The organism is Lysinibacillus sp. NPDC056232 (assembly GCF_042267565.1).
Classification (GTDB): domain Bacteria; phylum Bacillota; class Bacilli; order Bacillales_A; family Planococcaceae; genus Lysinibacillus.
This window is the reverse complement of record NZ_JBHJTF010000018.1, coordinates 25,860-40,709: the sequence shown is the minus strand read 5'-3', so window position 1 is coordinate 40,709 and position 14,850 is coordinate 25,860. Positions and strand designations below refer to the sequence as shown.

Sequence of the window (14,850 nt, the reverse complement as noted above, 5' to 3'; positions counted from 1 at the left end):
AAAAGCAATCCACCAGATATTGTGGATTGCTTCTTTTTTATTACTCTTCGTCATCAAGTAACACTAATGTTAGTGTTAAAATTTTAGAGAACTCTGCACGTGTAAGATTACCTTTTGGATTAAATTGACCGTTCACACCATCAATCACACCTAATTGCTTTAATAATCCGATTGCTTCAACAGTTTCTTGTCGCATTTTACTTTTATCTGTAAATGGGTTATTTTTGCTAACTTTACTTACATCATAACCCATTCCTTCTAGATAAATCGCTGTTACATAGGCCATTTCCTCACGTGTAGCAGGTTTATTTGGCTCAAAATTAGCACCATCAAAAATATCGAGTAAGCCATACTCTTCTAAAATCGCTACTTCTTTTGCACCTGGGATATTTGCCAAATCCTTATATGAAGCAGGACCTTCATAATCTTTATTCACATCTAATCCAGAAGCACGGAAAATCATAGAAGCTAATTGTCCGCGTGTTACTTTTCCGTTTGGATTAAACGTTGTAGCAGATGTACCATTAATGATGTCAAATTGATAAAGTACTTGGATATAGCTCTCAGCCCAGTGTCCGATAGAATCTGTGAAGTAACCTCCTGGTTTTAAATCAATCGTTTCATCTTCGAACATTTCTTTAATTATGTCATTTAAATCTTCTTTATCTAAAGGTAACCATTTTCCTTTTTCCAAAACTTCTCCTTTAAATGAATTCCCAGAAGGCGTAAATTTTATTTGCATAGCGTTACCGTACAACTCTTTAAATTCTTTTTGTTCCTGTGCACTCCATGTAGGATCTATTGAGAACTTTGCCGTAATACTATTTTTTGTTGTTACAATACCACGCTCATCAATAGCTAATTTGGAGATTAGCAGTTTTTTATAAAGGTCCTGGTAAGTCATTGATTGCAATGGTATAACTGCTGCAACTGCCTGTTTTGGGTGGATAATGCTAGCAACATCTACTTCTTGCACATTTACTTGTGTATTTACTTGTGCATTTGCTTGTAAACCAAAACCTCCTGTAAAACATGCAATACTAAGTGCGCCAGCTAAAACTGTCTTTTTCATTATTATTCTTGCCCCTTTCAATTCATAACTTCAGTGTACTAAAACAACCATTAGTAAATCTATAAAATTATGTAAGTTATTCAAAATTATAAGAAAGTCCTATTGTTCACAACTTAAAAAATTACTAAATCTCCATGTAAATCCAGAAAGAATATTACACAATTTCTACAAATTTCTACAATATATTAGGTAGTTTTTTCAATAAATCCAACGAATTGTATCATTATTTCTTATTTCGAATAAACATCCTGTTATAAATATGCTTTATTTCTCTTATTAATTTATGTAGAAAAAATAGTAAACTTGTTTATTATTTTTTAGGTATAAAGTATAGTAACGAACACTAAATATGTATATATTTCCAGTTAAAAAGAATCTAAAGAAATAGCTGAGGGTAAAACTATATTAATTGTAGAGGTAAGTAATGGAGAATCATTTGAAATAAAATCTCTTTTCCAAAAAATGAAAATACGCCAAGCTAATGAACACCGCCATTATTTTGGCGGTGTCTTTAAACTAATTAGCTCGACGTTGCTGAATTGTAATATACAGACCTAATAATCGGTCAGTTGTCATTACACCGTTTTTTAAATCTTTTAAATGCGAATCTTGAACAATACCTTCTTTGGTTGCTTGCGCTATATAATTTTCTGTTTCTGTGCGCATTGCTGGTGATGCAGGATTCCATACTTGTGTCACTTTGTTGTCCTCCTTTTTGTCTTCTATAATTAATTGCACTGTTGTTTTGCTACTACTAGGAACGATTACTTGTCCCTCTAACTTATAACCTGTAGGCATCTTCCAAGTCGATTTAACTTCAAAATGCGGTCGGTCAATGCTACCGATCCAATCCCCGCCCCATGTAATGCCAAGCTTGCGAGCGATAGTACCCACTTTATTCAGTATAGTTACATCATAAAGTGTTTTTGGAGGACCAACGGCAATATCCCAAGCTAAACGACTGCTATGGTTGCTTTTAAGCGTCCAAGTAACAACCTGTCCTGGTCGAGTACGTCCTTGGGCATATAAATAATTTTGTCTTTCTTGAGAGCGATATGTTTCGGTAATAAAAACGTTACGAATGCCTGCCTTGTAGCATTCTTGAAATAAAAGTCGACATGCTAATTGTGCAGCCGGTAATAATTGTGCCAAATCTCTACATGTTGTTGTTATATTTGTACTCATTTATTGTCCCCCTCACCCGTTTTATCTTTGACAATCGCTAAAATATTTTTAATAAAAGTTGGTGTAGGTAACCCCATCTTTGTGCCATTCTCTGTTATTGAGATAAACTCTAAAACACAAAAAGCAATGGCAGCTCCATCACCTGCATATTCAATCCCTGGTATCACTAGAGCTAGTAAATAAACCGATCCAACCAACATCAAATAATAGATTTTTCGAATAATACCATTTACACCAATTCGGCTATTTAAATTATGATTAGCTATACCAGACAAAATACCCGTGAGATAATCAATCGCCATAAATCCTATTAAAACCGTTACTGCCATGCCGAAACCATTCACCGAATAAGAAATAAGTGCTCCAATAAAACCACTCCAAGTCGCTATCCATTTGTCCACTCCACCACTTCTTCCTATTTATAGTCCATAAGAAAAGCCCTCCACATATGTGGAAGGCATCTACTCAAAATTGAATAAAAAAATAACGCCCGTCTTAAGACTGCGTTTCTGTTTGTGTGGCTGTCGTTGGTAATACACTCACGATAATGTGCTTATTAATGATAGCCCCACCAATATTTACGAAAGAAATTTTTTGATCGTTTAATGTTGCTGTAAATGCCGTAGCATCGAACTCAGCATTTTTTAAATTAATTGCTTGTCCATTGTTTAGTTGTACTTGATAATCCATAGTTATCATTCTCCTTTTACTTTGTTAATGAAATGTATCCTAAGTCGCTCCCATAAAGCCTAAAATAAATTCTGGGAGAAGTAGAATTATTATTATAGTTAATACTTAAACCTTCCATATTTGCTAGAGCTACATCTTGATAGTTTACAGTTATTTTCTGTGCATTTATGCCATAAAAAGCACCCATTTCTAAACGATCACCACGATGAGCTATTACTCCACCCGTACCGCCACCAAACTTTATCATCTTGGGTTCAGCATCCCAATAATGGTCGCCTATATGCAGAACATTACCTATAAAAACATCATCTGTTATACGAATATTAGCCGAATTTACATTTACACCATTGATTGTACCAGCATTAATAGTACCTAATAGACCAGTAATGTCAGATAAAAAAGTTACTGCTCCTATCAAATTAATCTTTGATGCCTGTATATCAATGGTTGTTGCAGTTTGATTAATCATAGATACAACAGTATTACCAGTAAAATCACTGACGCTTACTTTGTGCTTAATCTGATCGGCTTGTTGTGTAATCTCGCTTTCAGCTGTACTTACACGATTACCTAAACCATTAATTTGTGTTTGCTGGCTAGTCACCGTTGATTGTATTTGCGATGCAGTTTGAGTAACTGACGATACATCATTACGTACTGTTTGGATATTGTTATTGATTGTAGTTACTTGAGCAGTTACTTCACTTCGTATCTCAGTGGCTGTTTGTGTGATACGACTACTTAAATTGTTATTTAAATCTGTGACGCTCTGAGTAATACTATCAGCACGAATATGAATAGCAGCAATCGATGCGCCAATTTCTTCTACTTCTAAATCAATTCGATCATTCGCTTGTTCAAATTTTGAACGATAACGTTTATCGTTAGCATTAATAGTAGCGTGTTGATTTAATAAGGCATCTACAATACTTTTTGCTTGTGTATTTCCAACCTCAACCTCTGAATTACTATAATCTCTTTTTGTCTTTTTACTTAGAATTCGAGTTTGGTATTCTAACTCAAGATCCTCATGTATAAGCCAAACCATGTCCCCTACATTTCCGTCTACTGTTGTGACCTTAACTTTAATGTTCGTTTCAGGTGCTGCAGGTAGCTCTTTTGATAATCGTGTTGTCATTTCTTCAGCAGATTCTATCTTCTCGTCATGAATAGGATCTGCAACGCGTATTCCGATTCGAGGTGAATTAGCTAATGGCGAAGTATAAGTAATATCAATACCCTGTGCACCATACCCACGAATTTGTGTTTTTAAATTTGCAGTATTTACGCTATATGATAAGGTTTCAATGTTATGACGATAGCGGAATTGTATGTCATTATCTGCACCAATTTTCTTGGTGAAGCGAAGAACTTTACCAGGTAGTATCTGACGTTCACAATTAAATGCTGCACATAATTGTTCAATTAAAACAATTAGATTTTCTTCACCGAAATTCGGGAACAATTGATAGCCGTCTACATCTACATTAATGAAAGTCCAACCAGTCCCGGCAAGGATAAATGACATAAAATCATCGAAAGTCCGTGTGCCGCCATAAATATCATATTTATATTCATCAGCTAAAGAAAAGTATATGTGAACAGCAGTCGCCTTTTTAGAAATTGTGTCACCACCGTAATCTTTAACTACATATTCCTGACCATCCTCATCCTCGATAATTGTTTCAAAATCTAACAAAGGATGACCTGGATTTTTTCATGTAAAAAAGAGTTAAATGAGATACGTAACGCCCCATTCAACTCTTCAATTTTTTCGTAATTTGTTTCTAGAAGTGGCTCTATTTGTGAACCGTTTGTTACTATTAGCAAACTCTATCACCTACTTTCAATAAAATATTCTTCAATAAAGTAGATTCCATCTCAAATAAAATTATATTTATTATCCCCAAGCAAAAAACTCAATGCCAACTTTTTGTGCTGGAACGTTAATACTACCAAAATAAGTTAATCTAGCATTAACAGTATTACCTTCTATACCACATTGTAAGTTTCCATTACTGAACAAATAAGGATAAACATCTGCTAACTGTACTCCATCCTGAGTGTGGCCACCTACCTTTAGATATCCACCTTCACCTTTTGTGTATAAGTAAGACACGGTTGCTTCTATTTTCCCATTATTTGCTAAAAAACGATGACAAACTATTAAAGCACTCTTTACTGGAAAACCAGCATTAAAGACCTCTTCAACCTCATGTCTTGAAGCACTATAGTTAATACTTATAGATCTGTATTCACTTTTATAGTTGGATTGTTGTATTGCTAAAATGTTATTAGTCATTGTCGCGAACTCTGCTGTAGGACTAGTAGCTACACCTTTTTGGGTAATGGCGTTCGCAACTTGAGATTTACCATTACTTACAGATGTAAAAAGCCCTTGTAGATCCTGAGACCATGCCGTCCAAGTACCATTATAACAATGTCGTACTTTTAAAGTTGGGGTTGTACCTGATGCATAACTAGTAGCGATTTGACTCTTTTCCCCAGCACTAGTTGATCTATACCATTTCGTTTCTATATACCACCAGCCTCCTCCAGCATTTGCATGGTTAGTAAGAATTAATGGTTTTGAAGTTGTGTTAGGGTCTTCGTTCCCACCAGTATCTGGCGCCACATTCATTCCAGTTTCTGTAGGATTCCATTCAGACCAACCTAAATTATCAGTGAACCACCTAGAATAACTTAATCTATCAGAAATACCAAAAACCTTTTGATAAATAAAATTACCAGTATCATTAACAATAACTTCTCCCATAGCCCATTGATTAAGCGGTGCGTTCCCCTGGGAAATGTAAATACCATTACTAGTTGCACTATTCCAATCATTTGCCATTTTAGCTCTCTTCCCAAAACGAGATGAATCATCCATATGCTGCGAATTGTTTTCTAAATGTTTATTAATTTCATCTTTATTAACATCAACAATTTGCTGCAAATCTGAAATAGTTTGATTTAGTTCGGTAATATCTGCATCTTTTCCTGGTAGCCCTTGCTCTCCCTTTTCTCCTTTGTCTCCTTTATCCCCTCTGTCCCCTTTTTCACCTTTAACATTCCCAACGTTTTCCCACGACAAGCCATTCCAAATATAAAGGCTTCCCTCAATTAAGTATGCATCACCTATATTTGCTTGTTGAGGTAAGTCGTTTACACTACTTAATTTTCCAAGTATATTAATTCCTGCTCCTGGTTCACCTTTTTCACCTTGTTCTCCTTTTTCAACAAACAATGACCAATAATCATTCACTTTATCTTGTTGGTTGGGTAAGGACTCTCCAATAGTATCCTGCAAAGCAATAAATGTAGAGCCATCATAAACTACCATATTATTCTTGTAATACTGTACACTCGGAGACCAAATGCCTCGATGATTTAAATGCTCAATAAAAGATCTAATTTCACTAATTGCTATCATTGTTTGTTCCACAGCATCTAAAGCACTTTGTTTAGCTAAATTTGTCTCAGTTGTAACAGTTTCTGCATTTGAAATTGCCAAATCTAACTGAGTAATCATTTCAGAAAGTGTATTCAAAGCATTTTGCAGTGCAGTATTGTTGGCTTCAATAGCATTTTGGGTTTCTTCATTATTTTTATCGATGGCTTGTTGTACAGCAATATTAGCTTGTTCTATTGCATCATCTAACTTTTGTAGTAATCCATCAATTTCTCCGCCTACTAAAATATTTATCTGAGTTTGTAAATTCGTTAACCCTTCAATAATCCTTTGCCAGTTCTCATTTATTTTAATTCGTTCTGATCGACTGACCGGTGATTGTGTCGTGTGTAAATTAATGACCATCTCTTTTTCTTCACCATCCTTAATTACATATATAAAAATCTAAAATTAAAAACGATACTGTGAACAGTACCGCCTGAGATTGAAAAACTATTATCTCCAGCTGCTAGTGAGAGGAGTTTTTTATTTGTATCTTTAAAAACAGAAGTACCGTTTTTAAACGATCGAATACCGCTAATGTTTAATTCATCAGAAGAAGATAAAGCATCATTAAATTGATACACCTCTCCCGTGATATTATTTGTAATAGTAACGCTATTATCGAAAATTCCTTTTAAAGTAATAGCAAGCTCATTTTGGCGTGGATCCACAGCAACATTTCCGTAATTTTTAATGGTGAAATGGTTGCTATTAAATGAGTAGGCTAAATCTTCATCCCAATCAAGACCCATGCCCCACGCCCATTTATCAATGTCCCATTCCTTTAAATCTAAAGTTGTAGGAACGGATTCTGCATAAATATTTTCACAAATAAATTGTATCTCGAGCTCTCCTACTTTTCGTAATAGCTCATTTGGTTGATAGCTGCTTGCCAGACGTACCTTCCAGCGCTTTCCTGGCTCAGCATCAAAAATAATATAAAAATATTCTTTTCGAGCAAACAGCATATTAATGTCGGCAATAAACAATTTAAAATCGTGATAATCAAATGCTTTATACATAAATTTTGCAGTAATCGTTCGTCCACTAAAACGTGAGCTCGTGAAGATTGCTCCATCACTGCCATCGACCTCAGACGATTGATGCTCTATTGATACAGAAGGAATGTAATATTTTAATAATTTTAAACTGTAGTCGCTCATCAGCATTTCACGGCCATCCTTTAAAATCATCTTCATATACCACTTAACCCCCTCGTCAATGCATGAATGCTTGCATTGCTATATTGTTTGCCGCTTACGACATCTACAACAGATTCACCTAGAACTTGTCCATCTAATATGGATTGTACAACAATAGTTGAAGGCCCTGAATTTTGTGATGTTTTGTTATTCTTAGATTTTTGCATTGGTAATAAAGAAGAAGACTCCTGCATAACACTATTAGCTAAATGTTTACTAACATTAGTAGCTTTATTCATAATGGAGTCAAACCCATCGACTAAACCATCTCCTACCTTTTGCAATAGAGAAGATGTTGGATTTAGATTTAGCACATCTCTTAATGTATCTGAAACATTTTTGACAAGGTTATTTGCTGTTTGCTGTAATGCCGATTGCATTCCCATCATGCCATCAATTAAACCTTGAATAGCATTTTTCCCAATTTCATTCATAGAGCCTAGGGTTTCTTCTGTTCCCAGAACAACATCCTTGATATTCTTTTGCCATTCGCTATTTAGTGTGTTCAATTCCGAGTTTGCTGTTTTACGTAAATCCTTAATTTTCGCCTTTGTTTCAGCTTCTAATGGCTCTAGTTCCTTTATCGCTGATTCACGTGCTATTAGTAGCTTCTTCTCATACAAGTCTTGATATTGAAACATTTCTGAATCTGTCATTCGATTTAAAGCTTCTAGCTGTGCAAGGACACTTGGGCCCATTGCCTCTAGTTCATCGATAATCGCGCTTGATAATCCACGAATTTCAAGTTTTGATAACTCAATTCGCCATTGAGACAAGGCATTCACTTGCTCACTTAAATTTTGCGTTAAGCTGGAAGAATCAACAGGATCGGCTACTTTAACTTCATCAAATAACCCAAAGTAACCTTTGATACTTTTAATACGACTTTCTAGAGCATTATTGTAAGCATCATTAAGCTTTTGCTCGTCATCCAATAATTTTTTGTTAACATCCTGCGTCTGCTTTAAATAATCATTGTTGATAGTTTTAATTTTTTGGCTTATTTCTTTTTTCGTATTATAAAATTTTTCTTCATAAAAAGTACGTTCGTCTGTACCAGCTTCATATTGTCCTAGATATCGTTCATAAAATTTCAATTCTTCTGCTAGAGAGAGTGAATTGTATTTTTTACGTTTTTCAATGTAATCCTTCTCTTTTTCGAATTGTTCTTTAACCATCTCAGAATACGCTTTTTTGAACTCTTTTAATGCATTTGTTTTTTCCTTTGTACCTTCTTTAAACGCCGTTGCACTATAGCGCCAAAATTCAGCTTCTTGTTTTGCCGACATTTCTCCGGCAGATTTCTGAGCTTCAACATATTCTTTTAAGGCTTTGAATTTTACATCTGCAGAGTTAGATTCAACTTTTGCAATTTTATCTGCATATTGCTTTGTAATCGCTTCGCGGTCTTTTAATGATTGTTCTTCTAACTTCTTGATTTGGGCTACCTGATCTGCTGTAAGCGCTACCTGTTTTTTCGCTGCATTGTTTTTGATTGCTGTAATTTTGTCTGAAGCCTGTTGAGAAATTTCAACTTTCTTATTCTCGGCTTCTTTCTGCAATACCTCAATTTCAGCTGCATTGGCTTTTATTACATTACTTACGATTTGCTGGGCTTTTTCGATGGCTTCTTTAGAAATTGATAAACGCTGGGTGAAATCTGGAATTGCAGCCTCTGCTAATTTCTCAGCGGCTCTGTTAACTCCCTCACTGCCTTTCTCAATCCCAATTGCCAACCCTTCGCCAACGCCTTTACCGATTGCTATCATAACTCGTGAAGGAGAATTGATTTTCAAAGTTCCCTTTATTGCATCTCCAATTGATGTTGCAATTGATTTAGCTTTATCCCATACAAGGTCTGCCATATCGCCAATACCATTAATTAGACCTTGAATGATATCTTTACCAATTTTACGCAAATCGAGGGCACTGAAAATACTAAGTATTTTATCCCAAATATCAGTAACAACTTTTTTAGCTTCATTCATCTTTGTTTCTATTGCTACTTTAATATCGAGAAATTTTTGGGTAGTGCTTGTTACTAACTGGGATGCTGTATTTACTACGGTAGTTTTGATAGATTCCCATACATTACTCAAAAAGTTTTTTATCGTATTAAATGTATTTGTTGTCATCTGACTGAACTTTGTCCATCCCGATATAACTAAATCAACAATACTTCCAACCGTGCCTACAATCGTATTTTTCACATTGATCCATACATCACTTAAAAATGACTTAACAGAGTTAAATACGTTTTCGGTAGTCCCTTTTAATTTATTCCATCCAACTTCTATTCCATTAATAATAGTTGTAACTATTTCGATAATCGTAGAGGAAATGGTACCCCATAAATTAGTAGCGATATCAACTATGGATGTCCAGATATTTGATAGACTTTCTACAAAACCAGACCATATTTCTAAAGCACCGTCTATAATTGACGTCCATAATTCTGAGAGTAATTGGCTGAATTCTTCCCATGCGATAGAAGCTATTTCTGTGATATTTGTCCACAACTCAGAGAAGAAGGTCACCATGCCTCCCCATACTTCTAAAGCACCGTCTACAATTGACGTCCATAAGTCTGAAAGTAGTAGGCTAAACTCTTCCCATGCGATAGAGGCTATTTCTGTGATATTTGTCCACAATTCTGAGAAGAAGGTCACCATGCCTTCCCATATTACTAAAGCACCGTCTACAATTGACGTCCACAATTCTGAAAGTAGTAGGCTAAACTCTTCCCATGCGATAGAGGCTATTTCTGTGATATTTGTCCACAATTCTGAGAAGAACTCTACCATGCCTCCCCATAATTCTAAAGCACCGTCTATAATTGACGTCCATAAGTCTGAGAGTATCTGCGTAAACTCTTCCCATGCGATAGAGGCTATTTCTGTGATATTTGTCCACAATTCTGAGAAGAAGGTTACCATGCCTTCCCATATTTCTATTGCTCCGTCTATAATTGACGTCCATAAGTCTGAGAGTAATTGCGTAAACTCTTCCCATGCGATAGACGCTATTTCTGTGATATTTGTCCACAATTCCGAGAAGAAGGTTACCATACCTTCCCATATTTCTATTGCTCCGTCTATAATTGACGTCCATAAGTCTGAGAGTATCTGCGTAAACCCTTCCCATGCGATAGACGCTATTTCTGTGATATTTGTCCACAATTCTGAGAAGAAGGTTACCATACCTTCCCATATTTCTATCGCTCCGTCTATAATTGACGTCCATAAATCTGAGAGTAGTTGAGTAAACCCTTCCCATGCAGCGGAAGCCGCTTCTGTAATGCTTGCCCACAATCCCGAGAAAAAGCTTGCTATGCCTTCCCATATTTCAACTGCTTTTGCGCTAACTACATCCCAATTTTTATATAATGCTATGCCGCCAGCTATAAGTACAGCAATACCAGCAACAATCAAACCTATTGGTCCGGTTAATATTGATAAAGCCGGTCCTAATTTACTAAACGCTCCTATAATTGTACCGACAGTTGATATTACTGTTCCAAATGCTACAAGAACTGGCCCAATAACTGCCGCAATCCCTCCAATAATCGTAATTAGCGTTTTGGTACCATCGCTAAGGTTAGAAAACTTTTCAATCCATGGTTGTAGCTTTTCTAAAAAACTCTTAACGATCGGTATTAAAATATCCCCAATACTAATTCCAATATCTGTTAGTTCGTTTTTCATTGTGGCCATTTGAGACTCTGTCGTTTTATAGCGTTCAGCGGCTTTATCTGATAAAGCCGTGTTTTCCTCCCACGCAGCTGAGGATGAATTAACAGCCGATGACAGTAAATCAGAGGCACCAGCCATGCTTATAAGTACATCTGATTCATCACCGTTAACACCTAAATCTGCAAGTACACTTTTTAGGTTTGCTCCACCTTCTGATGATTCAGCTAACCCCTTCACTAATGCATCTAATGCAGAGGCAGCATCTGTTTCAAAGGCCTTTTTAAAATCTGCACTAGACATGTTGGCCGCTTTAGCAAACCCTGATAAGCTATCGCCACCATCCCCTACTGCTTTTTGGATTTTTTGGAGAACCGAAGTCATCGCCGTTCCCCCGGTTTCAGCGTTAATACCTAGACTAGACATGGTAGCCGCTAGTCCCATAATTTGCGCCTCTGTTAGACCAGCTTTGGAGGCTTGCTCGGCAAATCCCATTCCCATTGCCATAATATCAGAAGCAGAAACGTTCATTTTGCTGCTAAGTTCAACAATTGAAGAGCCTAAACGGTCAAAATCACCTTGCCCCATTCCAACAATATTTGCAAAATCAGCAAATTCCTTCGCCGCCTGCTCACGGGTCATACTCGTGGAATTACCCATATCAATAACTGTTCGTGAGAAAGATAAAAGGTGTTCTTCAGCAATCCCTAGCTGTCCAGCCGATTCAACTACTCCTGCAATTTCGGTAGCACTAACAGGCAGCTCCTTAGCCATACCTCGTATACCATCTTCAAGCTTTTTAAAACCTTCCTCGCTCGTGTTTACCGTTTGACGCACTCCTGCAAAAGCACTTTCAAAATCTACTGCTGCATTAAGAGCAAACGCACCAAAACCTTTAATAGGGGCTGTAATAGAGGTTATGCTATCACCGACAGATTTTACTTTGCCTCCAGCTTCCTGAAATTTATCCCAAGTTGACGTCTGTACATTTAATTGATTGTCTACATCTTGTAACTGTGTAGTTAAACGATTGTATTCAGCAAGAGCTTTATTAACAGCGATTGCCTGTCTTTCAATCGCCTCTGTATTTGCTGACTCGGAAGCTATTAATTCTTCATATTTATTACGTTGCTCCATTAGTTTAAAGTTCGATGCTTCAACTGATCGTGTGAGTATATCTTGTTTTTGGGATAAACCCTCCATAGAGTTTTCGTAATTAGTACCAAGCGCTTGTAAAGCCTTTAATTCAGCCCCCATTGCGGTCAATCGCCTAATAGATTGCTCAATGGATCCATCGAAATTAGAAGTATTTAGACTAAGTTCAACAGCACCAATCTCCGCCATTTTTCATCACCGCCTTTTTTGGAAAATAAATCACAGCCAAGAAATTTCATCTGCTGTGACCTCCTCCATTTCATCAAAATCACTTGTTAGTTCGAACCAAAAATGAATATCCATTTCGTCGACTTCATGTAATTTATAACCTTCTTTTATTAAATCTCGATAAAATTTTTTAATATATTCATAAGGTGTTATTCCACTAGCTTTCCCTCAGCATCATTAGGAGCCGGTTTTGTTTCAAGTCCACCAATATTTAGCACGTTATTGAAAACTCGCATAATTTCATCTTGTAATTTACCGGCCTCTAAACCATCCCATACATCATCAATTGTGAATTGATTATCAAATACGTTCACAACAAAGGAAATCATCTCATCAAATGTTTCTACAGAAATTTCATTACCTTCTTTACGCATTTTTTCGTTCATTTTTAAGGCATTACGGAACACTCGTGCTTTCACAAAGTCATTTGAGAACATTTTCTCTTGTCCGTTCATTTTTAATGTAATTTGCATCATTCATCCATCCTTCTTTTCGTATTATTCGTTAATAATGCTTTCATTGCTTTTCGAAAGAGACTTTAATTAAAAAAGAAAAGAAACCCTTAAAAGGGCTTCTCATCAATTATGGTGTTTCAACTGTTTCATTTGGTTTTGCAACCGTTTTAAAGAAAGTTTCTGCAGTCACTGTTACTCCCGTATCTCGTGTATCTACCGTATGTTTGATAACACCATCGATTAGTGGTAATGCTTCACCGCCGAATGGATATACTTTATAACTTGTTTCACCTTTTTTACGAGTTGTATTTGTTTCTTCACCTGGTTTTAATTTTGCTTTTAATAACCAAACCAGCTTAGAGCCTGATTCAAAACCAATTGCAATCGCGTTTGGTGTATCATTTGCGTTTGTAATAATACCGCCTTCAGCAGATTTTTTGTGTCCATACCAATCTACTAGCACATCTGTTGGTAAATCCGCTGTTTCACCAGCAATTGTGATAGAATCCAATTGTGCTTCTTGATCCACTACACGATCCCCAGCATCTAAATGCGCTTCTGAGAAATTTGGTGTAAGTGTCATGGAGATAGGCATTGTTAAAGTTTTCACTTCACCCCATGTCTCTGTTTGTTCATTTGTCATTAGTGCATAGTGAATACGTTTTAAGCTAATTTTTTGTGGTTTTTCATTTACTGTTGTCATTTACATGACCTCCTAATTGTTTATAATTATTCATCAAATAAGACGAATCGTAGCACCCTATTATAGTGAGACTCGCCTGTCGTAGTTGGTTCATCATATTCTAAAGTTCGCTCATAGCCCGCACTTCCCATCAACCGTTTGATGCTCTCTGCAAGCTGATGATAATTCGAATTGGACCATACATTGATTTGTACAATCCTCTCGATTTCCAATTCATCTCCATCGACTTCAAAGATAGGCTTTGCACTTATCTCTAGAAAGGTAATGAACTGATTTGGCTTTTCTGAGCCCGTAGGATATCCATTAAAGATGATAGGCAGACCTAATGGCTCTAATGTAACAGGTATGTGATTCATTAGATCTCTCATAGTTTTCTCCTAATCTACTTTTTAAATTGTAGGTAAGGCTTTAAAATAATATCTCCTTTCAGTGAATGAAATATTGAACTTCTTAAATAAAGTAAGAGTTCTAATGATGTTGGCTTCTCGGTATATAAAAGCTGTTTACAATTACTGATTTTCGGAATATCAAAAACGCCTACTGAAAAGAAACCAGTAGACGTTTTCATTCTTGTGTTCCTATTCACTTTATTCACCTCCTTTCAAGAGCATTATTTCAATTAGCCTTCAATCAATTTTCTAGCACTAGCCATACCGTTCGAAATTAATTGTTTTAAGTCAGACTCTTTTTTCTTTAGCCCCTCTAGCTCATCTTTTTCAACCCATTTCATTTCTCGATGCAGCTCTCTTAATGCAGCTTGAAGTTTACGTGTATGATCATCCGTGTAAAAACATACATACTCTCGACCACAGTTTGGACAAGTAAAATAAGTTCTCTCAATCGCATCCTGCAGCTTGTCTTTTTTAAAATGTTGAACATAAAATTTGTGCCCACATGATTTATTACACTTTGCGTAAATAGGCTCCATCTACTCACACCCTTCTACTTATTAATTTTCATGAGCAAAAAAACCACTCGACTTAAGTGGTTTCTAGCTGATAGTTATTTATCTTTCCT

13 protein-coding genes are annotated in these 14,850 nt (G+C 36.2%); all 13 read right to left on the bottom strand.

What is annotated here, in order from left to right; genetic code table 11:
* Positions 1-40: 40 nt before the first annotated feature.
* Positions 41-1,072 carry an S-layer homology domain-containing protein gene (locus tag ACFCYJ_RS14475; protein ID WP_376074638.1) on the bottom strand — a complete coding sequence of 344 codons (1,032 nt, stop codon included), beginning with the start codon at positions 1,070-1,072 and terminating at the stop codon, positions 41-43.
* 516 nt (positions 1,073-1,588) lie between these two features.
* Positions 1,589-2,257 carry a M15 family metallopeptidase gene (locus tag ACFCYJ_RS14470; RefSeq protein ID WP_376074637.1) on the bottom strand — a complete coding sequence of 223 codons (669 nt, stop codon included), beginning with the start codon at positions 2,255-2,257 and terminating at the stop codon, positions 1,589-1,591.
* Positions 2,254-2,658, bottom strand: coding sequence for a phage holin family protein (locus ACFCYJ_RS14465; protein WP_376074636.1), 405 nt, complete (start codon positions 2,656-2,658; stop codon positions 2,254-2,256). The genes ACFCYJ_RS14470 and ACFCYJ_RS14465 overlap by 4 nt, the downstream gene beginning before the upstream one ends.
* A 94-nt stretch (positions 2,659-2,752) precedes the next feature.
* Entirely contained in the window at positions 2,753-2,947 is a 195-nt protein-coding gene (locus ACFCYJ_RS14460) for a hypothetical protein (RefSeq protein WP_376074635.1), read from the bottom strand.
* Positions 2,948-2,963: 16 nt separating this feature from the next.
* Positions 2,964-4,646, bottom strand: coding sequence for a phage tail protein (locus ACFCYJ_RS14455; protein WP_376074634.1), 1,683 nt, complete (start codon positions 4,644-4,646; stop codon positions 2,964-2,966).
* A 201-nt stretch (positions 4,647-4,847) separates the two neighbouring features.
* Positions 4,848-6,764: a pyocin knob domain-containing protein gene (locus ACFCYJ_RS14450; RefSeq protein WP_376074632.1), complete on the bottom strand. Its 1,917-nt coding sequence runs from the start codon at positions 6,762-6,764 to the stop codon at positions 4,848-4,850.
* A gap of 23 nt (positions 6,765-6,787) precedes the next feature.
* A complete protein-coding gene (locus ACFCYJ_RS14445; RefSeq protein ID WP_376074631.1) occupies positions 6,788-7,600 on the bottom strand; it encodes a distal tail protein Dit in 813 nt (270 codons plus the stop codon).
* Entirely contained in the window at positions 7,597-12,636 is a 5,040-nt protein-coding gene (locus ACFCYJ_RS14440; RefSeq protein ID WP_376074630.1) for a phage tail tape measure protein, read from the bottom strand. Before ACFCYJ_RS14440 ends, ACFCYJ_RS14445 begins: the two co-directional genes overlap by 4 nt.
* A 188-nt stretch (positions 12,637-12,824) precedes the next feature.
* Positions 12,825-13,151 (bottom strand): phage tail assembly chaperone G, encoded by a 327-nt coding sequence (gene gpG, locus ACFCYJ_RS14435; RefSeq protein ID WP_376074628.1) that lies wholly within the window; start codon positions 13,149-13,151, stop codon positions 12,825-12,827.
* 106 nt (positions 13,152-13,257) lie between these two features.
* The gene (locus tag ACFCYJ_RS14430; protein WP_376074627.1) at positions 13,258-13,833 is read right to left on the bottom strand and encodes a major tail protein; all 576 of its coding nucleotides are present in this window, start codon (positions 13,831-13,833) and stop codon (positions 13,258-13,260) included.
* A gap of 26 nt (positions 13,834-13,859) precedes the next feature.
* The gene (locus ACFCYJ_RS14425; RefSeq protein ID WP_376074625.1) at positions 13,860-14,201 is read right to left on the bottom strand and encodes a hypothetical protein; all 342 of its coding nucleotides are present in this window, start codon (positions 14,199-14,201) and stop codon (positions 13,860-13,862) included.
* 14 nt (positions 14,202-14,215) lie between these two features.
* Positions 14,216-14,419, bottom strand: a complete 204-nt coding sequence (locus ACFCYJ_RS14420; RefSeq protein ID WP_376074624.1) for a hypothetical protein — start codon at positions 14,417-14,419, stop codon at positions 14,216-14,218.
* Between the two features lie 33 nt (positions 14,420-14,452).
* Positions 14,453-14,761, bottom strand: a complete 309-nt coding sequence (locus ACFCYJ_RS14415; protein ID WP_376074623.1) for a hypothetical protein — start codon at positions 14,759-14,761, stop codon at positions 14,453-14,455.
* Positions 14,762-14,850: the final 89 nt, after the last annotated feature.